Genomic DNA, 19,768 nt, shown 5'->3' with positions numbered 1-19,768 from the left:
TAAGGAGCCCGTGGCAACCGCCGCGGGCTTCTTTGCGCCCCAAAACAGGAGGCACCCTTGCCCGCAGTAGTGTTCACCTCGGCCTTGCTGAACTACCAGGTGTACGTGGCCTCCACGGGCACGGTCCTCGGTGTCGGCACGGACCTCGGGCTGATCGGAATCAGTGGTCTCCGCGACCTCCCCGGCGTGCGGGAGGGCAATGTCAATCGCGGCCAGCGCGACGGGGCCCTTCCCGGCCTGAACCTCGTAGGCGAGCGCCGCATCGGCATCACGTACCAGATCACCCGCACCGCTGGGGGCACGGAATCCGCACTCGCGCTGGCTACCGCCTCGCACCAAAACGTCGCCGATCCCTCCACGATCTGCATGACCGCAGGCGACTACCTGCGCCAGAAGGCGAACGTCGGCACCCTCAAGCCCGTCTACGGAGCCATGGTGCAGCTCCCCAATCGGGCCGCTCCCCTGATCTTCTTCGGCCGGCCCGTCCGCTTCAACGCACCCATCGGAACCGACTACCAGTACGGGCGCATCGATATCAGCACCGAATGGTCCTGCCCCGACGGACTGCTCTACGACAACACCCTGATCACGGGGTCATGCGGGCTCCCTAACCCGACATCCGGCACGAGATTTGCGGCTACGTTCAACCTGACCTTCGGAACATCCTCTGGCGGCTCATTCCAGATGAACAACACCGGCAGCTATTTCAGCGCACCATACTTCACCATCACCGGGCCTGTCTCGTATCCGATCATCACCAACGAGACGACCGGACAGCAGATCAAGCTGAACATCGTACTCAAGGCCGGCGACACCCTTGCGATCGACTGCCAGTCCGGCACCGTCACCCTCAACGGCACCGCGAACCGGAACAACGCCGTGGACATCTCCACCACGTTCTTCAGTCTCATCCCCGGCGTCAACACCGTCAGCTACGGATCCTCCGACTCGGCGGCCGTCGCGTCCCAACTCACCGGATACGCGCTCCCCGCATATTCGGTCGCCTAGGAGGTCCCGTGGCCATCGTCCCAACAATCACCGCATGGGATTTGAACACCAACACGCTCCTGACCAACCTCCCTGCCATCCAGCCCTCATACTCCGTGCGCATGAACGACGCCGGAGAGTTCTCCTTGAAGCTCGACCTCTCGGACGCGCAGACCGCCAGCCAGGCGGCCGTCATCCTCAGCCTCCGCGGCATCCCATTCAAGGTCATCTTCTCCAACCGGGGCGAATCGATCCAGTACTCCGGCATCGCATGGAACACCACCATGTCCAGCAAGGAGCCGATCCTCACCATCGCGGGCAAGGCGATCCCGTCCTACTTCGCGCAGGTCACGGCCACCAAGTCCTACAACACGTCGATCAGCCCGGCAAACCTGCTGGCCAACGTCGTGACCGACACACAGAACCAGCCCGGCGCGAACATGCGGCTTGCCCCGCGACTGAACCTGAACACCCCGCCGCCGAACATCACTCCGTCGTACACCTCCAACCAGTACGTCACGGCAGCCCAGATCATCGCGGACTGCACGGCCGCCACCACCCCCGGCACGGGCGGTGTGGACTACTACGTCACGGACGCGTTCGTGAATGGCGCACCCGTGCACTCGTTCAACATCGCCGCGCCGCGCTGCGGCCGCGACAGGACCGTCTCCGGAGCGACCCTCGATTTGTCGCAGGCCATCGAATGGCAGTGGCCCTCCAACGCCGCGCAGTCAGGGAACCAAGCCATCGTCGTCGGCGCCGGCTCCGGCGGCGTCCAGCCGAAATCCATCAAGGATGCCTCCACGCCCCGCGGCGGACTCGGCCAGCCGCCCCTCCTGCAGATGGTCTACCAGTTCAACCAGGTCAGCTCCCAGACCCAGCTGGACTCGCTCGCCAACGGCATGATCCAGATGTTCGGGCAGCCCGTCACCGTCCCGGTCATCACAATGCCGATCGCCTACGCCCCACTGCCGCTCGGGTCATTCACGATCGGCGACGACGTGCGCGTCTACTCGCCCGCTTCCCCATGGTTCCCCTCGGGACTCTCGGAATGGTGGCGGATCGTCGCCTACACCGTCACCTACCCGGATGAAGGTGTGCCGAGTTACCAGCTCACCCTCAACCGCCCGCCCATCTTCTAGGAGCCCGCCATCGTCAACGCCCAGCTCGGCTCCCAGTACGACCTCATCCAGCGCCTAAACGCCATCGAAGCGAGGCAGCGGGCCATTGCGACCCAGCCGCTCCTGCTCAACGCTTCCACGGGCCAGGATGGCGGCAAGGGCCTCAGCACTGACAAGAACGGGCTGCACCTCTTCAACGCATCCGGCGTCGAAAACGTGACACTCTCCACCGCGGACGGGTCGGCAACGTTTGCCGGCTCAGTCACCATCAACGGCAACCTGAGTGTCCCCAACGGCTCCATCGGCAACGCCGCACTTCAGAACCCCATCTCGCCACTGGCAACACATGCCGGCGCCAACAGCTTCGGGCTTGCGACCGGCGCCAACGTGCAACTACTGAGCACCACAATCAGCGTACCGGCGGGCTTCACACAAGCCCTCGTATTCGCCACCGCCACACTGCATGCATACAACAACAACGCTGGGGCGGATGACGCCTACGAGTCTGTGTTCATCAATGGCACGTCAGTTGGAGCATCCAGTCAGGTAACGGCAGCGGCGGGAGCGAGTACTAGCCTCCCCGCTTCAGGGACATTGCTGGTCACGGGCCTCGGCGCATCCTTCGCCGTGGTGGTCAAATGCTCATCCGGCGCCAACGCGTGGGCGTCAAGCGCCAACAACTTCATCAACCTCGACGTGATGACCATCTTCCTCCGCTAGGGGACCTTCGGGGCCTCCCCCACATCCTTCAGGGAGGGATTGACAATCACCGAAGTGCCCGGGGCGGGAGCGTCGTTCGTGCCCCACTTGACGGGGGGCGGACCTCCGGGCACCTGGACCGTCGTCATCCCATTCGGCAGCGTGCCGGTGACGGGATCCGGCACAGGTGCGGCAGGCACCGTTTCCGGGGCCGACACGACGGGAGCCTGATCAACGGGTGCGGGCACTTCGGGTGCCGGTTCTACGGGTGCTGATGTCACTACAGGCTCCAAAGTCGGGGCAGGCGCCACGGGCGCCTCGGAAGTCTGAACAGGAGAAGGATCGGACGGCGCCGAAACGGTCGTAGTCACCACCGCGGGCGCCGGGACAGTCGACGTCAGCGCGTTTGCGCCGGCGATTCCCCCGAACAGCACGCCGATTCCAAGCAGCGTCGCGCCTGCGCCTACAAAGACTGATTTCTTCTCCATAAGCCGAAACGATAGCGCAACCCTCCGCCGATTAATACCCCACGCGTCACATCTTTCCCGCAGCCCCCAACCGTAGGGGCTTTTTTCATGCCCACTTTTAGGAGCCCCGCATGGCCATCAGCGCCGTCCCCTACGCCCTGCAGAACGGCTCGCACAGCGCCGACCTGTTCCGGCAGGCAGTATCATCCCTCGTCCCACCCGGCGGCGGGCTCGTGACATCAGGCGACCTCGCCGTCACTCAGACCGGCACGGCCTCCATGAACGTCGTCTTCGGCGTCGGCCGCGCATGGGTCCCCGGAACCAACGTCGGCAACGTCTCCGGCGGCAACTTCTCCAAGCAGGCGATGTACTTCGCCCTCAATGACGCCGCCTACACGGCATCCGTGGCAACCTCCGACCCGGTCAACCCCCGCATCGACGTCGCCTACCTCGCCATCCAAGACTCCCAGTACTCCGGCAGCCTGAACGCGGCCGTCCTTGGCGTCGCCACGGGTGTCCCCACGTCCGGAGCCGCCTACCCGGCCAACGCCCCCACGATTCCGGCGAATGCCATCGCCCTCGCCTGGATCAACGTCGCCGCCAATGCATCCTCAATCTCCAATGCGAGCATCACCGCCATCGCCGGGCAGGCCATCAGCCCGGCACTGGGCCTAGTTGCCCAGACACTGCAGACCGCAGGCACATCATTCACCGGCGCCACGGAACAGCAGGTCACGTCCGTGTCGGCCTACCTTGTCGCCGGGCGTTCCTACCGCATCCGTGCCTCCGTGGACCTCTCCGCCAATGCGGCCAACGTCTACGTCGCCTACCGCCTCAAGTACGGCTCCACCGGCGGCATCACCGGCACCAATACCCGCAACTTCAACGCCGCTTACGCGATCTCCGGCACCGGCCAGGCATACGACATCAACGGTCAGATCTTTACGGCCCCCTCCACTGGCCTGAGTACCTGCACCATGACGGCACAGATCGTCGTGGGCACCGCCAACACCGTCTCCGTTGGTTCAAGCACCCCCGCGCCGCTGTCCATCAGCGTGGAAGACCTCGGGTGACCGGCATGGACGGCACACTGCAGCTCATCGTCAACATCGGGGCCGCCGCCACGGCACTGGCCGCGATCATCGGCCTGCCCCTCGCATTCGTGAAGCTCTGGCCCGTCATCAAACGCGCCGTGACCCTTGCCGTGGCGCTGGAGAAGCTCCCGGAGATGGCGCAGGAACTCGGCTCGCTGTCCATCGGGCAGCGAGCACAGGCCGAAACCCTTGAGCACCAGAACGCCGAGCTGAAGATCATCAAGCACGAGGTCGAGTTCAACAACGGATCCTCCGTAAAGGATGCCGTGGTCCGCAACGAGAAAGCCACCGCCGAACTGACTAAAGAGTTCCGCGAGTACGTGGCTAATGGCCAGCCGCCGACAACCACGATCAACGTCAACCCTGGGGGATCGCAATGACCGACTACTGTCCCGGCGCCGTACAAGTTCCCCAGCCTGGAGGCGGGGGGCTTGACGCATCCCTGCCGCCCCGCGCCATCTGGCACATCACTTGGGACGCCCTGCGAGCCGACGGCACGCAGCCCAACTTCTCGGCCGTGGCCGGGTACCTCCAACGCCAGGAGTACTGCCCGCACATCATGTGGAATCCGTTCACCGGGTACATGGAGCAGTACTACCCGGCCAGCCAGTCAGCCCGCGCCCTTGTGGCATGGAATCAGGACGGCGCTGTGAACGTCCAAATCGAGACGTTCTTCACCCCCGGCTGCGTCGTCGATGGAGTCAAATACAACACCGTGGCCGACACTCCCTGCCGCGGTCTCGGCACGATCCTCGACTGGCTCGACAGCCTAGGCATCCCCCGCGTTTGGCCGATGGGCGCCCCGCAGTGGCAGGGCAACAGCCGCGACGCCGCCATCTGGAACTCCAGCGGCGGCCACTACGGGCACTGCAACGTCCCGGACAACACCCACACCGACCCCGGCCCCATGCCGGACATCACCGGATCCATTAGCCCCATGGGCACCATCCAGGAGAACACCGTGACCCCCGAACAAATGGCGACCCTCGTTGCCGAAATCCGCGCCATCGGCACCGTTGACCAGCAGATCGCCGACGCGACCCGCAGCTTCGAGAAGGGCCTTATCTCGAGCCTGAGCGGGCAGCTCGTCATCAGCCCCCAACAGGCCGAAGACATCGTCTCCGCCGTGACCTCACGGGTCCCCAATGCCGTCCTGAACGCCAAGTTCAAGCTTGCAGACGGCACCCTGGCAAACCTCGCCGGACTGCTGGACCAGATCCACGCCCGGCCCGCAGGATCCTCGCCCGCCGCCGTCGACGTCGAAGCGCTCGTCGCCCGCCTCAAGACCGAACTGCCCGCAGCCATCCGCGCTGACATCGCCGCACGACTCACCCAGCCGTAACCCCAACAGGAGAACTTCATGAATCCCCTCGTCGCAAGCGTAATCCGCACCGTCGTCCCAGTCGTCGTTGGCCAGGTCACGTCCTGGCTGCTGCTCGCCAACGTCACCCTCCCCGGATCCGCCGCAGATGGCCTGAGCACCTTCCTCGGCGGCCTCTTCACGGCCATCTACTACGTCGGTGTCCGCGTCCTCGAACAGCAGTGGCCCCAGGCTGGTGTACTGCTCGGTCTCACCGCGTCCCCGGACACCTACTCCAAGGGCGAACCGGCACCTGCGTCCGCCCCGGCACCTGCCACCGCCACCGCCTCCGTGAACTCCCCGGCGCCCGCAACCATCTTCCCGGCCGCCGCGGTAGAGGCCGCGGTCGCAGCCCACGAGCCCGTCTCTGTCACGCCTGAGCCTGTCGCGCCGATCTACGAAGCACCTGCCGTCCCGGCTGAACCTGTGCCGGTAGCGCCGTAGCCGAAAGCAAAAGCCCCCAACTGTCCGGAAATCCCGGACAGTTGGGGGCCGTTTGTGCGTCCGATACGCTTGCGCCATGGCATCGTTCAAGCTCGACGGCACCACGTACGAGTACCTCCTGCCGGACCCCGGACACGCCGATGAGACACGCTCATGGACCTACGGCGCGTACCCGATGGTCATGGCCGCCCTGCCGCTGGCCGGCGGCTCGAACGTGGAAGTCTATGCCCTGGCTCAGCGCTGGAACCCCTCCCACGTCCTCGTGTCCTGGCGCGACGATGACGACCATTCGCACTGGGCGTGGGTCCCGGCCGGGAACGTTCGCCGCGTGACTGACTCCGAATGGGACATCGAGAAGTACCGGCGGTGTCCCGAGAATCTCCGCGCTGTCCGCTGGGGGAAGAGACTCCCCGGATTCCTACCCGCCTAGTCTGCTATTGTCGGCCCTTCTTCAATTCTCGCTTTACGTGTTCGCCGAATACCTCTGACCTGCTGAGGTGCCAGAGCTCGTCTAAGTAGTCCCAGCTCATCCGAAGCAGCGCTTCCGGATCGACCGTCCGCTCGAGGGTCTTCCCCCGATGGATCGTCGGCGGGTGGGACAGACTGGATTGCACCACATATGAACCGTTGAACGGGTACCTAGTCGTTGCCTCCATCGGCGTTCCCCTGGCATCGATACCGAATAAACCAGACCCATTGAAAACAACGCTTCCCGGCGAGCCAGGGCCCACAGTCCAGCTGCCACTTGCATGTCCACCGACGAGGAGCTGCGCTCCTGATGCCTCGATGTGCTGGTCCGCATCACGCGCTTTGAAGACCCAGCCGATCACACCATCCGCCTTCTGGCGCTTGTCTTCCAACTTCCACCAGGCAACAAGGGCCGTTCGACGCACCTTGGCATCGGGCAAGCCGCGGACAGAAGCCAAGGACTCGGACTGCAGCCGGCCGGCCGCAGTCTTCAATGCAGACAGCGCTTTGTAAAACTCCGACCGAATATCCTGCGGGTCCTGAGCCGCCTTGAATTTCCTCATTGCCCTGCGGGCCTCAACCAACTTTTCTTGCGCGGTCACTCGCTACCCCCATCGAATCAACGTCGGAGTACCAAGCCTAAGCCAGCCTCGGCTGGGCGGATCGATACTCGGCCTTCCAGCCGACCTAGCCGAGGGCGGCGGCGGACGCCTTGGCGAGGCGCGCATAGACGCGAAGCGTGGTCTGTGGATCCTTCGCGTCCGGGTGGCGCGGGTGGGCCGGAAAGGCTGCCCGCGCCAATGGCGGGGTCATCCCCCAAGCGCTTTCTGCGCAATGTTTGCACCCACGAAATGGGCGTCCGGCAGCAGATGCGAATAGCGATCCATAGTCGTTGTGATGGACTCGTGCCCCAGCCGCCTTGAGAGAGCAAATATCTCCATGCCGGCGGCGATCATCCAGGACGCGTGCGTGTGCCGGACATCGTGGACTCTCGGCCGCTCAAGCTTCGGGATGCCGGCGGCCTTTAGGGCAGGCTCCCATGCCCGGTTGTAGGTCGATCCGGAGCGCATGACCCCGCCGCGCTTCAGGACGAACACGTAGCCGCCACCGGCAGCCTCCACGGTCGCGCGGATGATGTTCACGGTACTGGGCGCCAGTGACACCGTGCGGACGCTCCTGCGCGTCTTGGGTGGTCCGATGTAGTAGCCGCCGTCGCCGTCTTCCTTCCATGCCTTCGTTATGCGCACCGTCGGCGTGGCTCCGTCGAGCTTGAAGTCTGACGCCAGAAGGGCCGTGGCCTCACCGAAGCGCAGGCCAGTGCCGACAAGCAGCTGGAAGAACGGGACGAAATGGGCGTCCATGCCAGCCATGATCCGGTCCCAGCCGGGGCGGTCGATGAATCGAATGACGTCCGACGTGGCCGCGGCCTTGGGGAGCTTCACACCCTTGCAGGGGTTGTCTGTGCGGAAGCCCTTGCGGACGGCCGTCGTCATTGTGGCAGAGAGAAAGCCGTGCTGGTTGGCGATGGTCTTGGAGCCCAGGCCTTTGCCCTGCATGTACTTGATCCAGCGCACGACGTCCTCATAGTCGACGGCGGCAGCCTTGCGCATGCCGATCGGCCCGCTGAAGTGGTTCCCGATGGCATTCTTGTAGCGCTTGAGCATGTAGGGGCCGACGTCGGTCAGCTCGGAGATGTGGGTGGACATCAGCTCGGCCACGGTGGGGCCCATGAGCTTGCCGTCCTCGGCCAGGCGTTCGGCCTGCTTCAGTGACTGCCCGTTTGCGTCGAGCAGGCGCTTCCACATTTCGGCGGCCTCGGCTGTGTCATGCGTCCAGCGCTCGGCTTTGCCCGTGTCCGGGTCCCGCCACTGGAGCTGATAGCCGAAGCTGCCGTCGGCCCGGGGACCGCGGATCTGGATAGACGCCATAGGCCCTAGTCTATCGGGCTGTGATGACACTTTAGCTGTCTGTGATGACAACATCCGTGTAACCCGCTAGATCTAGGGCCTAAATGGGTGGAGATGGGGGGAATTGAACCCCCGTCCGATGTCGTGTTGTCAGGGCTTCTCCGGGCGCAGTTTGCGTTGGATTTTCTCGGCCCCAGCCATGCTACAAACAGCTGGCTGATCCGGGCCCAGTCATCTAAGAGTCCCGTTCACCCCGATGACGGAGGTAAACAGCAGTGGCTATCTAAATGACGCCAGGATCCGGGGCAATAGCAACCTCGGGCTGACGGACTGTCTTACTGCTTAGGCAGCGAGAGCGAAGTCAGTGCGTTTTGATTCGGCACTTATTGGTTTGCAGACAGCGTTTACGAGATAATTCTGCATCCTCGGCCCGCTTCACCTGTCGCGACTAACATCGTCGAAACCGATCATCCCCGTATTTTGTTATCAAACCGTTCAGATCACCCGCGGTATCCGCGTGAAACCTTCCCCGACTACCAATCATAACGCACGGCCTCCCGGAATCATTCCCGCGGGATTGGCCGTTTTCTTCGCTGGGCGGGCGTTACCGCCGGTTGCGTTCGCGCATGACCCGCAAGGCCTCGCGCTTGTCCTGCTGCTCGCGCAGCGTCTGGCGCTTGTCGTATTCCTTTTTACCGCGGGCGACGCCGATTTCCACCTTCGCACGGCCGTCCAGGAAGTACAGCTGCAGCGGGACGATCGTGAATCCTGATTCACGGATCTTGTGCGAAATCTTGGTGAGCTCGTCGCGGTGCAGCAGCAGCTTCCGGCGGCGGCGTGCGGCGTGGTTGGTCCAGCTGCCCTGATGGTATTCGGGGATGTGGATGCCCTCCATCCACAGCTCGTCGTTGTAGAAGGTGCAGAAGCCGTCAACCATCGAGGCGTGGCCCTCGCGCAGGGACTTCACTTCCGTGCCCATCAGCGCGATGCCGGCCTCGTAGGTGTCAAGGACGTGGTAGTCGTGCCGGGCCTTCCGGTTGGTGGCCACTACCTTACGGCCACTTTCTTTGGGCACGGTGGGACTCCTCGGATCTGTTGATGGCTCACTCCGGCCGGGGTGGCGCGGAGTTCTTCCAGTTTACGGCAGGGCGCCCGCCTCGGCGCCCGGGGCGGATGGCCCTGCCGGCACCAGCTCAGAGCAGGGTCATCGGGTCCACGGCCCGGCCGTTGAGCCAGGTCTCGAAGTGCGAGTGGCACCCCGTGGAGTTGCCGGTGGTTCCCGAATAGGCGATCAGCTGCCCCTGGCTGACCTGCTGGCCGGGGGAAACCGTCACGCTCGTGTTGTGGTAGTAAATGGTGGTCAGCGAGTTGCCCTGGACGACGCCATGCGAGATCTTCACGTTGTTGCCGCCGCCGTCGTTGGCCCAGCCGGCCGAGAAGACGGTGCCGGCCGCTGCGGCGTAGACAGGGGTGCCGCACGCGGCGCCGAAATCGATACCGGTGTGCATGTAGCCGCCCTGGCCGTAGAAGTCGATGGTTCCCGGCGGCGTCGCACGCCAGCCGAAGCCCGAGGTGATCGGCACGCCGTCCGGGAACGGGTGCCGGAGCCCGAAGGCCGACGGCGGTCCCTGCACCGGGACGTAGGGCTGGACGGCCTGTCCCTGGGCGCGGGCGGCGGCGGCCGCCGCCTCGGCGATGCGCCGCTGTTCGGCTTCCCAGGCCTCGCGCAGCTTCCGGTCCCGTTCGGCGATTTCCGCGGCCACGGCATCCTGCTGGGCCTTGACCTGGGCGAGCTGGCTCTGGATGCCGGGCTTGGCTGCCTGCAGCTCGGCGTCGAGCCTTGTGGTGTCGGCGATGAGCTTGTCCACCTGTGCCTTCTTGGCTTCGGCTTCGTCGCGGGCGGCCTTTTCCCGTGCCAGCGCCGCGTCGGCCTTGGCCTTGAGGTCCTTGATTTCTGCTTCCACGGCTTCGAGCCGGGCCTGTGAGTTAACGTTGGTGGCGTTCTGCTGGGTGAGCTTGTCCATCGCGGAGTTCTGGCTGCGCATCGCCTGGTCGGCCAGGTCGATGGTGTCCGTCAGGCTGCCGCCCTTGTTCGAACCGAAGAACAGCGACAGGTTGGACGGGACGCCGCCGGACTTGTAGGCCTGCGTGGCGATCTGCCCGATCAGCTTCCGGGTGTCCGAGATCTTCTGCTTGTCGGTCTCGAGCTGTTGCGTGATCTTTGCCTTGTTCTGCTGGGCCAGGTCCACGCGGGCCGCCAGGGCCTCCACTTCCTTGACCGCACCGGCCACCCGGCCCTGGGCCTCGAGGAGTGCCTGCTGGGCGCCCGGGAGCTGCCCCTGGTACAGAACGAGGTCCCCTGCGGCCTGGGCGATCCGGCCATCGACGAATTCGAGGGAGTGCTGGACCCGGGCCGCCTCGTCCTGCAACGCGGCCTGCTGGTCCTCGAGGTTGTCCGCGAATGCCACGGGAGTCGAGGCGCCCATGGATCCGACGAGGACCAGCGCCAGCATGGCGCTGATCATGCGGCTGCGGCGTCCTGCCAGGCGGAGCCGAAGAGGGAGTCGGAGGGAGCGCCGAAGCGGGCGACGGGCCATCGGTGTCATAAGGATTCCCTTTTCGTTGCGCACGGCTAGACCCGCAAGTAGCGGCGGAGGGTCAGAAGAGAGGATATTCCGGCCAGGACGACGCCCAGGCCGATCAGGGCCGGGGCGAGGATCAGGGTCTGGCCGGGCGAGATGAACGCCGTGTCCGGGTACTGCTTGGACAGGAACTCGCCGAGGAAGAAGTGGGCCACTGCCCACAGTGTGCCGGAAGCGAGGGCCGCACCGATCACCGCCGCGATCACACCCTCAAGGATGAACGGCAGCTGGATGACCGCCTTGGAGGCCCCCACCAGGCGCATGATCCCTGTTTCGCGGCGGCGGCTGAAGGCGGAAAGCCGGATCGTCGTCGCGATCAGCAGGATGGCGCAGACGATCATGACGCCGGCGATGCTCACCGCCACGAGGGAGGCCGCATTCATGGCCGAGAACAGCCGCTCCAGGAGCTGTCGCTGGTCGATCACGGTTTCCACGCCGGCCTGGGAGGAAAACGTCTCGCTGATGATCTCGTACTTCTCCGGGTCCTTCATGTTGATCCGGAACGAGGCCGGCAGCTGGTCCGGCGTCACCGAGTCAACGATCGGGGAATTGGAGAACTGCTCCTTGAAGTGCTTGTAGGCGTCGTCCTTGGATTCGAACTGGAAATCGTTGACGTACTGGGAGACCGCGGGCGACTGCAGGAGCTTGCGCAGGTTGTCCTGCTGTTCCGGGGTGGCCGGGCCGGTGGCGCAGCCGGGCGCCGTCGAGCCGTCGCTGCACAGGAAGATGGCCACCTGGACTTTGTCGTACCAGTAGCCCTTCATCTGGTTGATCTGCAGTTGCAGCATGCCGGCGGCGCCGACGAAGGTCAGGGACACGAAGGTCACCAGGATGACGGAGACCACCATGGACAGGTTGCGGCGCAGGCCGCTTCCGATTTCGCTGAGGACGAATGCAAGCCTCACAGCTGGCCCTCCCCTGTGGCGCGGGCTTCGCTGCGCGAGGAGGCGAGGGGCTCGGGGTCCCGTCCGCTGGCGTCCCGGAGGCGGCGCGACTGTCCCACGACCGGAATCATGGAGGTGTAGAGGGCCTTGGCCTCGTCACGGATCACGACGCCGTTGCGGAGCTCCACGACGCGCTTTCGCATCTCGTTGACGATGTCGTCGTCGTGGGTGGCCATCACCACGGTGGTGCCGTTCTGGTTGATTTTGTCCAGCACGCCCATGATGCCCATGGAGGTGGTCGGGTCGAGGTTTCCCGTGGGCTCGTCGGCCAGCAGGATTCCGGGACGGTTGACGACGGCACGGGCGATCGCCACGCGCTGCTGCTCGCCGCCGGAAAGTTCGTGCGGCAGGCGGTTCTCTTTGCCTTCGAGGCCGACTGTCTTGAGGACCTCCGGGACGGTGTCGCGGATGACGCTGCGGCTCTTGCCGATGACCTGCATCGCAAAGGCGACGTTGGCGAAGACTGTCTTCTGCGGCAGCAGCCGGAAGTCCTGGAACACGACGCCGATCCCCCGGCGGAGCCTGGGCACACGCCAGCTGGAAATGTTCGCCATGTTCTGGCCGGCAACGTAGACGGCACCGGAGGAGGCGCGGTCCTCCTTGAGGACCAGTCGCAGGAAGGTCGATTTGCCGGAGCCTGAGGCGCCGACGAGGAAGGCAAATTCACCACGGTCGATCTCAAGGTCGATCGAATCCAGCGCGGGACGCGCCTTCTGGTCGTAGACCTTGGTGACATTTTCGAAACGGATCATGGCCCTTAGTACCCTGCAGGACAGGGCTGTTGGGGCCCGGTTCTGCTGCCGGCGCAAGGGCTTTCGTGTGGGGGAAGTAGAGCTCCGGCCCCTCGACTATACGCACGGGTAACTGTGGTTAGCCTGGAACGGCGGGGCGTGTCGCGCGAATGTGGCCGCCACGACGGCGGCGCAGCATCGCGCCGGCTGCTACGGCCCGGCGTTTACTTGTCGGCGTTCCGGTTGTCGGTCCGCCACCGGATGCCCGCGTCGATGAAGTCGTCGATCTCGCCGTCGAAAACCGCCGAGGTGTTGCCGACCTCATGATCGGTGCGGAGGTCCTTGACCATCTGGTACGGGTTGAGCACGTAGGAGCGCATCTGGTCGCCCCAGGATGCCTTGACGTCGCCCGCGAACGCCTTCTTCTCGGCGTCCTCCTGTTCCTTCTTGAGCAGGAGGAGGCGGGACTGCAGCACGCGCAGGGCCGCCGCGCGGTTCTGCAGCTGCGACTTCTCGTTCTGCATGGACACCACGGTGCCGGTGGGGATGTGGGTCAGCCGCACGGCGGAGTCAGTGGTGTTGACCGACTGGCCGCCCGGGCCGGAGGAGCGGAAGACGTCCACGCGGATCTCGTTGTCCGGGATGTCGATGGAGTCCGTCTGCTCGATCAGCGGGATCACTTCCACAGCGGCGAACGAGGTCTGGCGGCGACCCTGGTTGTCGAAAGGGCTGATCCGGACGAGGCGGTGGGTGCCGGCTTCGACGCTGAGTGTTCCGTAGGCGTACGGTGCCTTGACTTCGAAGGTGGCGGACTTCAGCCCGGCTTCTTCGGCGTAGGAGGTGTCCATGATGGTGGTCGGGTAGCCGTGGCGTTCGGCCCAGCGCAGGTACATGCGCAGCAGCATTTCGGCGAAGTCCGCGGCATCGACGCCGCCGGCGCCTGCCCGGATGCTGACCACGGCTTCACGTTCGTCGAACTCGCCGGACAGCAGCGTCACGACTTCGAGGTCCTTCAGGGCCTTGCGGATCGATTCCAGCTCCGTCGCGGCCTCACCCATGGAGTCGGCGTCGTCCTCGTCCTGGCCGAGTTCCACGAGGACTTCGAGGTCATCGATCCGTGAGGCCAGGGTGTTCAGGCGTTCCAGCTCGGACTGCCGGTGCGAGAGCCGGGAGGTGATCACCTGCGCGGCCGCGGGATCGTCCCACAGGTTGGGTTCACCGGCCCGCTCGCTCAGCTCGGCGATGTCTTCCTTGAGCGCCTCGACATTCGAGACGTTCTCGATGGAGGCATAGGTGTTCCGCAGCGCGCGGATTTCAGCGGGAAAATCAATGTTTGCCATGGTTTTTTAAGCCTACGCTATCCGTCCTATCAGGCCCGACCCGCCGACGGGGCCCCGGGTTCCTACCGGGTGAGGCGGGAGCGCGCCGTCGAACTCGCTTCGATCCTGATGCCGTCCGGGACCAGGAAGTTGACCACCGGAGGGTGAACGGCGGCGCTCAGCACGACGACGGCGGTGGAACCGTCCGGGCTGCCCGTGGCCGGTGCGACGGCGAGGCCGCTGAACCGGGTGAAGGCGCCGTTGCGGTCCAGATAGTCGACGGCGGCGCTGCGCACCCTTGCTCCGCTGAGGACGGCGGAGGGGCTGCCGCCGGCGTTCTCGAGCTGCCCGAGGGTGAAGCTGTCCGCCGCGGCCACCGAGGCGCCGTCCGCCATGGACAGCAGCTTCTTGTGTTCGATGTAGACACTGGAAGCGGCCACCACCACGGCCGCGACGAGCAAGGCGAGCAGAACGAAGCCGATGATTAGCACCAGCACCTGGCCCTCTTCCCTGCGCCCGCGTGGATGCCAACCTTCGCGCCGACCGCTGGAGGGACTCATCGGAAGCGGCCGACGGTCTGGGTTGCCGAGGCGTTGAGCTGGCTCGCGTTCAGCCGCAGGGCATCACTGAACGGAACGAACGGCAAGGGCACGGTGAGGTGGACGGTGACGGTCACGGCCGAGCCGGCAGCCATGCAGTCCGCGGGTTCGCAGCTGACCTCAGTGCTGGCATTTTCGGCCCGGTGTCCGTAGTCGGCGAGCGCCAGCAGCACAGCCTGCTCGGCGGCGGCCCGGCCACTCGTCGCGTCGGGCTGGGCAACATAGATCTTGGCGGCCTGGTCCGCTGCCCCGACGACCGCGAAGGAGCCGCCCTGGATCTGACCCACTGTGATGATGAAGTAGACGAGCGGCACCATCAAAAGCAGGGACAGGAAGATGAACTCGACCACCGAGCTCCCCCGTTCCGCGCCGCCGTCGCCGTCGGCTGACCCGCCACTGCCTGACTCACGGCTGGATGGCCGCATGCCCTTTCACCTCCAACAGCGCCCGGGGACCGATCAGGCCGATGACAGGCAACGGGGCACGGACTGTCACCTCCATGGTGCGGATACCTTGATACGTCGATTCGCTGGTGGTCACATCTTTAGCGAACTCCGGGTTAAGTGCGACGCTGATGAGCTGGGCCGTCCTGTCCCGGGCATCCGCGGAGTTGCGGTCCGCCAGCGTGCCGTATCTGGCACCCGAGGCAGCGGCGTCAATCAAGGTGTTCCGGACATGGAGGACCAGAGTGAGCTGGATGATGGCGAGAAAGAACAGCGTCAGCAGCCCGCCGATCAGTACGAAGTCCACCACGGCCGAGCCGCATTGGCGGGCCACGCTGTCCATGGCCCGGGACCCGGCCGGCAGGTCTTCGGGCGTACCCCTGCAGTTCATGGGCAGGCCGCCGCCCCAGCATCCGCCGGGTGTCCGCACCGGCTACTGTCCGACCTTGTCCATGGCCTGGTTGAAGAGCGCTTCAAGCGCCGGACCAGCGAGTGCCAGGAGAGCGGCGACGAGAACCGCCGACATGAGGGTGATCATCACCCACCCGGGCACGTCTCCACGTTCGTTATGGTCCTCGCCCCGGGCCGGGCGTTTCCTCAGCCGCATCCGCGGCTCAGAGGACCGCCAGGGCAGCAGACTGAGCGCGCAGGCCAGCAAAGCCACGCGGATTCCGGTGTTTTTCATTGTGTCCTCTTCTCTGATTCTTCCTGGTTGCAGTTCTGCGCGGGTACGCCGGTGGTAGTGCTTTGCATCCTGTTCCCTCGTCATGTGGCTTTTCTTGGGTTGTACCCTCCGGTTCCGGGCTGGCGGTCCGGGCGGGATGCCGCCGTCCTGCGTTTGGCTACTACAGTCCGAGGCTGATGGCAGCCAGACCCGGGAATACAGCAAATACGACTGTGAGCGGCAACACCCCGAAAACGAGCGGGACCATCATCCCGATTTCCTTCTTCCCCGCGGATTCCATCAGGTCCCGCTTCGCCGTGTCCCTGACATCCTGCGCCTGGGCCCGCAGCACGTCGGCGAGGGGTGTTCCGCGTTCGACAGCGATGATCATGCCATCGACGAAGCGGACGAGCGGGCCAAGATCCGTCCGGGATGAGAACTCCTGCAGCGCCTCAACGAGGGGCTTTCCGGCCCGCGTTTCGGCCAGAACGCGGGTAAATTCCTTCGACAGCTCGCCCCTGGCGCTGCGGCAGACCCTGTCCAGGGCACCGGTGGCACTTTCGCCGGCACTGACAGCAAGGGCCATGAGCTCGGCGATGCTGGGGAACTCCGCCATCATTCGGGACTCGCGCTTCTTGATATGCGCGCCCAGAAGGTAGTCCCGCAGGAGGAAGCCGCCGACTGCGCTGCCAAGGACAGCCACGACGGCGATGAACGGGCTGAACCGGCCGACGACCCCGGCGAGGACCACCAAACTGATGGCGAGGACAAAGCCCCCAACCGCCCACAGGAGTTGTTCAGCCCGGAAATCCACCGCCGTCTTTGTGCTGCCTGCACGGGCAAGCCGGCGGTTCAATGCCGAGGAGCCGAGGTTGATCTTGCCCAGCGACGCGATGCCGTCGCGGATCACGGGGCGGAGAATTCGTTCCAGCGGCCCGAAGGGGGTGACGTTTCTGGGCGCCGCGCGCAGGAGCCTCGATTCCACGTTGTGGGATTTCAGTTGCGGACCGATGCGTTCGACGAAAGTCGTAGGGCGCATGAACGGAAGCCTCACGAGCAACAGCCAGAGGCCTGCACCGTGGACGGCTCCGCACACTGTGGCGCTCGCCATGAGCCCGGTCACCGGAGGACCCTCTCGTCTTCCGGCAGGGCTCCGATGCGAAGCATGATGGCGTACGAGATCAGGGAGACGACGAGTCCGCCCAGCAGCACGGCGGCCCCGACCGGCGTGTCGTAAGCTGTCACGGCTTCCGGGCGGCTTGCCAGCAACACCAGGACTATCCACGGCGCGGCCACTGCGAGCCGTGCGGCGTTGACGGTCCACGACTGCCTGGCCTCCAGCTCGCTTCTGGTCCGGGCGCTCTCCCGCAGGAACTCGGCGAGCGTGCCCAGCAGCCGGCCGAGGTCTGAGCCGCCTACCTCCCGGGTGAGCCGGAGAGCTTCGACGATCCTGTCGGCCACAGGATCAGCCAATCGCTCCTTCAGCCGGCTGAGAGAGGGATCGAACTGGCCTCCCGAACGGTAGTCGGAGCCGAAGTCGAGGAACACGTGACGGAGCTCCACCGGGCCTTTGTCCCCCAGCTGGATGAGCGCCTCGGGCAGGGACAGGCCCGCCCTGATCGCCGACCGGAGGTGATCGACGACGTCGGGCCACAGCTGGCGCAGGACGGCTGCGCGCTTTCTGGCGCGCCATTTCACGATGGCCATAGGCAGCCAGCCGCCGAACAGGCCAAAGCATCCCGAGATCGGCCAGGATCGGGTCACTGCGAAGAAAGCAACGGTCGTGAAGGCCGCCACCCCCAGGCAGGAGGCGAGCAATCCCGTCGCGCTGACCTTCTCGATACCCGCCGTCCGCAGCAGGTCCTCCAGCCTGTTCGTCCGGGGCCCGGGCTGGATCTTTTGCGGTTGCTCCCACGCGGACCACCAGATCAGCAAGAGTCCGGCGCCGGCGAGCACCCCGAGGAGCGGCGCCATCACCGGGGCTCCAGCAGCGCCGCGACGTCGTACCCGGATCGAGCAAACTTTTCGGCAGCCGGCATCGAGTTGGCCCTTGGCTCGAGTTGGCCGTCCGTCACGGTGAAGACCATGGAGGATTCAATGATGCCGTTTTCCACCCTGCGGCCCAGCGACAGGATCTCCGTCACCTGCCGGCGCCCGTTGGCATGCCGGCTGCAATGGACCACCAAGTCGATACAGGAGGCCACGGTGGGGACCACGAAGGCACTTGCGTTTACCGTCAAGGCACTACCTAAAAAGTAGTGCCCCGCCAGATGCTTGCAACATCCAACGGGGCGAGTCACCAACTGGTCAAGAGTTGATGAGCTACCGGCAAGTGTAACCGCCGGCAACGACATTACCTAGGGCCTGTTGAGCGTCTCAGCGCGTTCCAGCCCTCCTCGCGCAAAACCAGTGAGAGCGCGGTTATCTCCACCGAACGCCTAGAACCGCCTAGGCGAGACCCCCGTTAGCTGCGGTAGTCCAGGCCACACCACAGACACGGCCCGAAACGGGGCGGGTCTACTCGTTGTGGGCAAATGCAGCAGAGCGGAGACGGGGGCGGCGGGCTTTTTTGGGGAAGGGGATACCTCAGGGAGAACTACCTCCCTTGGGAGTCCTATATCAGTGAAGGGGGCCACGATGGACCTGCAGGAAATGAAAGCCAGGTACGCCGGTAAGCGCGTGAAGTTCACGGGCATGTTCGGGAACGCTGACGGGCCTACCGGGAAGGTCTGGCGGGTCACCAACGGCGGCGTGTGGGTCACGTTCCCGGACGGGCGACGTGAGCAGTTTCACCCGGACGACATCACCGTTGTGCCGTGTTCCACCGATCCGCGCCCATAGACTCGCTGCGTCCGCTGGGGATGCAGCCACCAGCACAGCACCAACCAACCAACACGACTAGAGAACGGTCTCAGCCATGAACAGCACCACACTTTCCCCGATCGCCTGCGCTTCCTGGTGCGAGGATGGCGACGGCCACGCCGATGCAGGGCATGCGGAGGATCAGTACTGCATGAGCGAGTCATGGGAGCTCGAACTCACGGCTGCCGGCGGGGATTCACCGGACACGCTGGAGCTGTACTCAGAGCAGATCCCCGGCGGGCCCGTGCGGGTCCGCATGAGCCGCAACGGCGCCTATAGCCCGGCGCTGGTACTGGGCGAGGTGGAACGGCTCCGGGATGAGCTGTCGGCCGTCCTGGCGGCACACAAGGCGGATGCGCTCATCGCGGCTTAGACTGCCGGACACAGCAAAAAGCGCCCCTCCGTGATCGTTACGGACGGGGCGCTTTGTGTTGTGTCATCGCTGGCTGTCAGTGCTCGCTATTCAGGTCATCCATGAAGGCCTTGGCGAGCTCTTTCCAGCCGTCCAGGTTGACTCCGAAATCTTCCCCCGCGCTGTCGGCCAGTTCCTCGAACGGCCAGTCCTGCCGGATGAAGGGGACGTACTCGCTGCCGCCAAATTCCCACGCTGCCGCAGAGGCGTCCGTGCGACCCTTACTATCGTGAAGGATGCGCGTAATGTCATCGCGGTACACGTCGGCGTGGACGGCCGGGAACTTTCCGGCGTGCGGCCAGTTGCGCCAAGCTTTCCTGAACGCAAACTCAATTTCCACCTTTGCGGACGTCACCGATTCAGCCCCAAGTGCGAGGCACCCTATGGCGAGCCCTTCCCCAATAGCTGTTTGCTGCTGGGCCTTGCTTGGTTTGTGCGTCAATTCTGTCCCCTCTGGGTTCCGGCCTACGCCTCAGACTATCCAATTGGCCCGACGTTACATCTGCCCTCGACGCCACGGCAAAAGGAAAGCCCGCTCCGACGCTGGAGCGGGCTTCTCGGTCTCTACCTCTTCAGGTCCTATCGGCGTATTTCCGGATCAGGCA

Annotated in this window: 26 protein-coding genes, 1 other RNA gene and 1 pseudogene; 10 read left to right on the top strand and 18 right to left on the bottom strand. The window is 64.9% G+C overall.

All coding sequences use genetic code 11. The features are described from left to right. Positions 1 to 57 precede the first annotated feature (57 nt). From ACQCSY_RS16015 to ACQCSY_RS16005, 3 genes are all read left to right on the top strand, one after another. On the top strand, positions 58 to 1,008 hold the full coding sequence (locus ACQCSY_RS16015) for a phage distal tail protein (RefSeq protein WP_427130297.1): 951 nt from the start codon (positions 58 to 60) through the stop codon (positions 1,006 to 1,008). An 8-nt stretch (positions 1,009 to 1,016) separates the two neighbouring features. Then, positions 1,017 to 2,129 (top strand): hypothetical protein, encoded by a 1,113-nt coding sequence (locus ACQCSY_RS16010; RefSeq protein WP_427130295.1) that lies wholly within the window; start codon positions 1,017 to 1,019, stop codon positions 2,127 to 2,129. Between the two features lie 195 nt (positions 2,130 to 2,324). Beyond that, entirely contained in the window at positions 2,325 to 2,828 is a 504-nt protein-coding gene (locus ACQCSY_RS16005) for a hypothetical protein (protein ID WP_427130294.1), read from the top strand. On the opposite strand, the gene ACQCSY_RS16000 is transcribed toward ACQCSY_RS16005, so the two are convergent. Then, positions 2,825 to 3,088, bottom strand: a complete 264-nt coding sequence (locus ACQCSY_RS16000; RefSeq protein WP_427130292.1) for a hypothetical protein — start codon at positions 3,086 to 3,088, stop codon at positions 2,825 to 2,827. The two genes, ACQCSY_RS16005 and ACQCSY_RS16000, sit on opposite strands and share 4 nt — an antisense overlap. Positions 3,089 to 3,405: 317 nt before the next feature. Here ACQCSY_RS16000 and ACQCSY_RS15995 point away from each other — a divergent pair, with 317 nt between their 5' ends. From ACQCSY_RS15995 to ACQCSY_RS15975, 5 genes are all read left to right on the top strand, one after another. Then, positions 3,406 to 4,347, top strand: a complete 942-nt coding sequence (locus ACQCSY_RS15995; RefSeq protein ID WP_427130290.1) for a hypothetical protein — start codon at positions 3,406 to 3,408, stop codon at positions 4,345 to 4,347. Between the two features lie 5 nt (positions 4,348 to 4,352). Beyond that, entirely contained in the window at positions 4,353 to 4,748 is a 396-nt protein-coding gene (locus tag ACQCSY_RS15990) for a hypothetical protein (RefSeq protein WP_427130288.1), read from the top strand. Beyond that, the gene (locus ACQCSY_RS15985) at positions 4,745 to 5,710 is read left to right on the top strand and encodes a hypothetical protein (RefSeq protein ID WP_427130286.1); all 966 of its coding nucleotides are present in this window, start codon (positions 4,745 to 4,747) and stop codon (positions 5,708 to 5,710) included. The genes ACQCSY_RS15990 and ACQCSY_RS15985 overlap by 4 nt, the downstream gene beginning before the upstream one ends. An 18-nt stretch (positions 5,711 to 5,728) precedes the next feature. Further along, positions 5,729 to 6,172 (top strand): hypothetical protein, encoded by a 444-nt coding sequence (locus ACQCSY_RS15980; RefSeq protein WP_427130285.1) that lies wholly within the window; start codon positions 5,729 to 5,731, stop codon positions 6,170 to 6,172. 76 nt (positions 6,173 to 6,248) lie between these two features. Then, complete coding sequence (locus ACQCSY_RS15975) at positions 6,249 to 6,602, top strand: hypothetical protein (RefSeq protein WP_427130283.1); 354 nt, start codon at positions 6,249 to 6,251, stop codon at positions 6,600 to 6,602. Positions 6,603 to 6,606: 4 nt separating this feature from the next. On the opposite strand, the gene ACQCSY_RS15970 is transcribed toward ACQCSY_RS15975, so the two are convergent. The 16 genes and pseudogenes from ACQCSY_RS15970 to ACQCSY_RS15895 all read right to left on the bottom strand — a co-directional run. Further along, positions 6,607 to 7,242: a hypothetical protein gene (locus ACQCSY_RS15970; RefSeq protein WP_427130281.1), complete on the bottom strand. Its 636-nt coding sequence runs from the start codon at positions 7,240 to 7,242 to the stop codon at positions 6,607 to 6,609. Between the two features lie 85 nt (positions 7,243 to 7,327). Beyond that, positions 7,328 to 7,453, bottom strand: a complete 126-nt coding sequence (locus ACQCSY_RS15965) for a hypothetical protein (RefSeq protein ID WP_427130279.1) — start codon at positions 7,451 to 7,453, stop codon at positions 7,328 to 7,330. Next, positions 7,450 to 8,568, bottom strand: a complete 1,119-nt coding sequence (locus tag ACQCSY_RS15960) for a tyrosine-type recombinase/integrase (protein WP_427130278.1) — start codon at positions 8,566 to 8,568, stop codon at positions 7,450 to 7,452. Before ACQCSY_RS15960 ends, ACQCSY_RS15965 begins: the two co-directional genes overlap by 4 nt. 85 nt (positions 8,569 to 8,653) lie before the next feature. Further along, positions 8,654 to 9,022, bottom strand: a transfer-messenger RNA (tmRNA) gene (gene ssrA / locus ACQCSY_RS15955). A 129-nt stretch (positions 9,023 to 9,151) separates the two neighbouring features. Further along, positions 9,152 to 9,622 carry an SsrA-binding protein SmpB gene (gene smpB / locus ACQCSY_RS15950; RefSeq protein ID WP_427130276.1) on the bottom strand — a complete coding sequence of 157 codons (471 nt, stop codon included), beginning with the start codon at positions 9,620 to 9,622 and terminating at the stop codon, positions 9,152 to 9,154. Between the two features lie 118 nt (positions 9,623 to 9,740). Then, positions 9,741 to 11,153, bottom strand: coding sequence for a peptidoglycan DD-metalloendopeptidase family protein (locus ACQCSY_RS15945; protein ID WP_427130274.1), 1,413 nt, complete (start codon positions 11,151 to 11,153; stop codon positions 9,741 to 9,743). Between the two features lie 26 nt (positions 11,154 to 11,179). Then, entirely contained in the window at positions 11,180 to 12,094 is a 915-nt protein-coding gene (gene ftsX / locus ACQCSY_RS15940) for a permease-like cell division protein FtsX (protein WP_427130272.1), read from the bottom strand. Next, positions 12,091 to 12,885, bottom strand: a complete 795-nt coding sequence (gene ftsE / locus ACQCSY_RS15935; RefSeq protein WP_427130270.1) for a cell division ATP-binding protein FtsE — start codon at positions 12,883 to 12,885, stop codon at positions 12,091 to 12,093. The genes ftsX and ftsE overlap by 4 nt, the downstream gene beginning before the upstream one ends. A 203-nt stretch (positions 12,886 to 13,088) precedes the next feature. After that, on the bottom strand, positions 13,089 to 14,204 hold the full coding sequence (gene prfB, locus ACQCSY_RS15930; protein ID WP_427130268.1) for a peptide chain release factor 2: 1,116 nt from the start codon (positions 14,202 to 14,204) through the stop codon (positions 13,089 to 13,091). Between the two features lie 62 nt (positions 14,205 to 14,266). Beyond that, complete coding sequence (locus tag ACQCSY_RS15925; protein WP_427130266.1) at positions 14,267 to 14,680, bottom strand: pilus assembly protein TadG-related protein; 414 nt, start codon at positions 14,678 to 14,680, stop codon at positions 14,267 to 14,269. Between the two features lie 59 nt (positions 14,681 to 14,739). After that, positions 14,740 to 15,207 carry a hypothetical protein gene (locus ACQCSY_RS15920; protein WP_427130265.1) on the bottom strand — a complete coding sequence of 156 codons (468 nt, stop codon included), beginning with the start codon at positions 15,205 to 15,207 and terminating at the stop codon, positions 14,740 to 14,742. Next, positions 15,188 to 15,568, bottom strand: a complete 381-nt coding sequence (locus tag ACQCSY_RS15915; protein ID WP_427135876.1) for a TadE family protein — start codon at positions 15,566 to 15,568, stop codon at positions 15,188 to 15,190. Before ACQCSY_RS15915 ends, ACQCSY_RS15920 begins: the two co-directional genes overlap by 20 nt. Before the next feature lie 90 nt (positions 15,569 to 15,658). Then, positions 15,659 to 15,910, bottom strand: coding sequence for a hypothetical protein (locus ACQCSY_RS15910; RefSeq protein ID WP_427130263.1), 252 nt, complete (start codon positions 15,908 to 15,910; stop codon positions 15,659 to 15,661). Positions 15,911 to 16,070: 160 nt separating this feature from the next. Further along, positions 16,071 to 17,012: a type II secretion system F family protein gene (locus ACQCSY_RS15905; protein ID WP_427130261.1), complete on the bottom strand. Its 942-nt coding sequence runs from the start codon at positions 17,010 to 17,012 to the stop codon at positions 16,071 to 16,073. Next, positions 17,009 to 17,863, bottom strand: a complete 855-nt coding sequence (locus ACQCSY_RS15900) for a type II secretion system F family protein (RefSeq protein ID WP_427130259.1) — start codon at positions 17,861 to 17,863, stop codon at positions 17,009 to 17,011. Before ACQCSY_RS15900 ends, ACQCSY_RS15905 begins: the two co-directional genes overlap by 4 nt. Beyond that, positions 17,863 to 18,117, bottom strand: a pseudogene (locus ACQCSY_RS15895) (CpaF family protein); the annotation flags it as partial. The gene ACQCSY_RS15900 and the pseudogene ACQCSY_RS15895, both read right to left, overlap by 1 nt. Positions 18,118 to 18,526: 409 nt before the next feature. On the opposite strand from ACQCSY_RS15895, the gene ACQCSY_RS15890 reads away from it, so the two are divergent. Both ACQCSY_RS15890 and ACQCSY_RS15885 read left to right on the top strand, forming a co-directional pair. Continuing rightward, on the top strand, positions 18,527 to 18,730 hold the full coding sequence (locus ACQCSY_RS15890; protein ID WP_427130257.1) for a hypothetical protein: 204 nt from the start codon (positions 18,527 to 18,529) through the stop codon (positions 18,728 to 18,730). A 76-nt stretch (positions 18,731 to 18,806) separates the two neighbouring features. After that, positions 18,807 to 19,124, top strand: coding sequence for a hypothetical protein (locus tag ACQCSY_RS15885; RefSeq protein ID WP_427130255.1), 318 nt, complete (start codon positions 18,807 to 18,809; stop codon positions 19,122 to 19,124). Between the two features lie 76 nt (positions 19,125 to 19,200). Here ACQCSY_RS15885 and ACQCSY_RS15880 read toward each other — a convergent pair whose 3' ends face one another. Beyond that, positions 19,201 to 19,605 (bottom strand): hypothetical protein, encoded by a 405-nt coding sequence (locus ACQCSY_RS15880; RefSeq protein ID WP_427130253.1) that lies wholly within the window; start codon positions 19,603 to 19,605, stop codon positions 19,201 to 19,203. Between the last annotated feature and the right edge of the window lie 163 nt (positions 19,606 to 19,768).

Origin of the sequence: Pseudarthrobacter sp. S9, from assembly GCF_050156545.1 — a bacterium.
GTDB lineage: Bacteria > Actinomycetota > Actinomycetes > Actinomycetales > Micrococcaceae > Arthrobacter.
The sequence above is the reverse complement of the archived record's forward strand: the minus strand, read 5'-3'. Positions and strand labels throughout refer to the sequence as shown.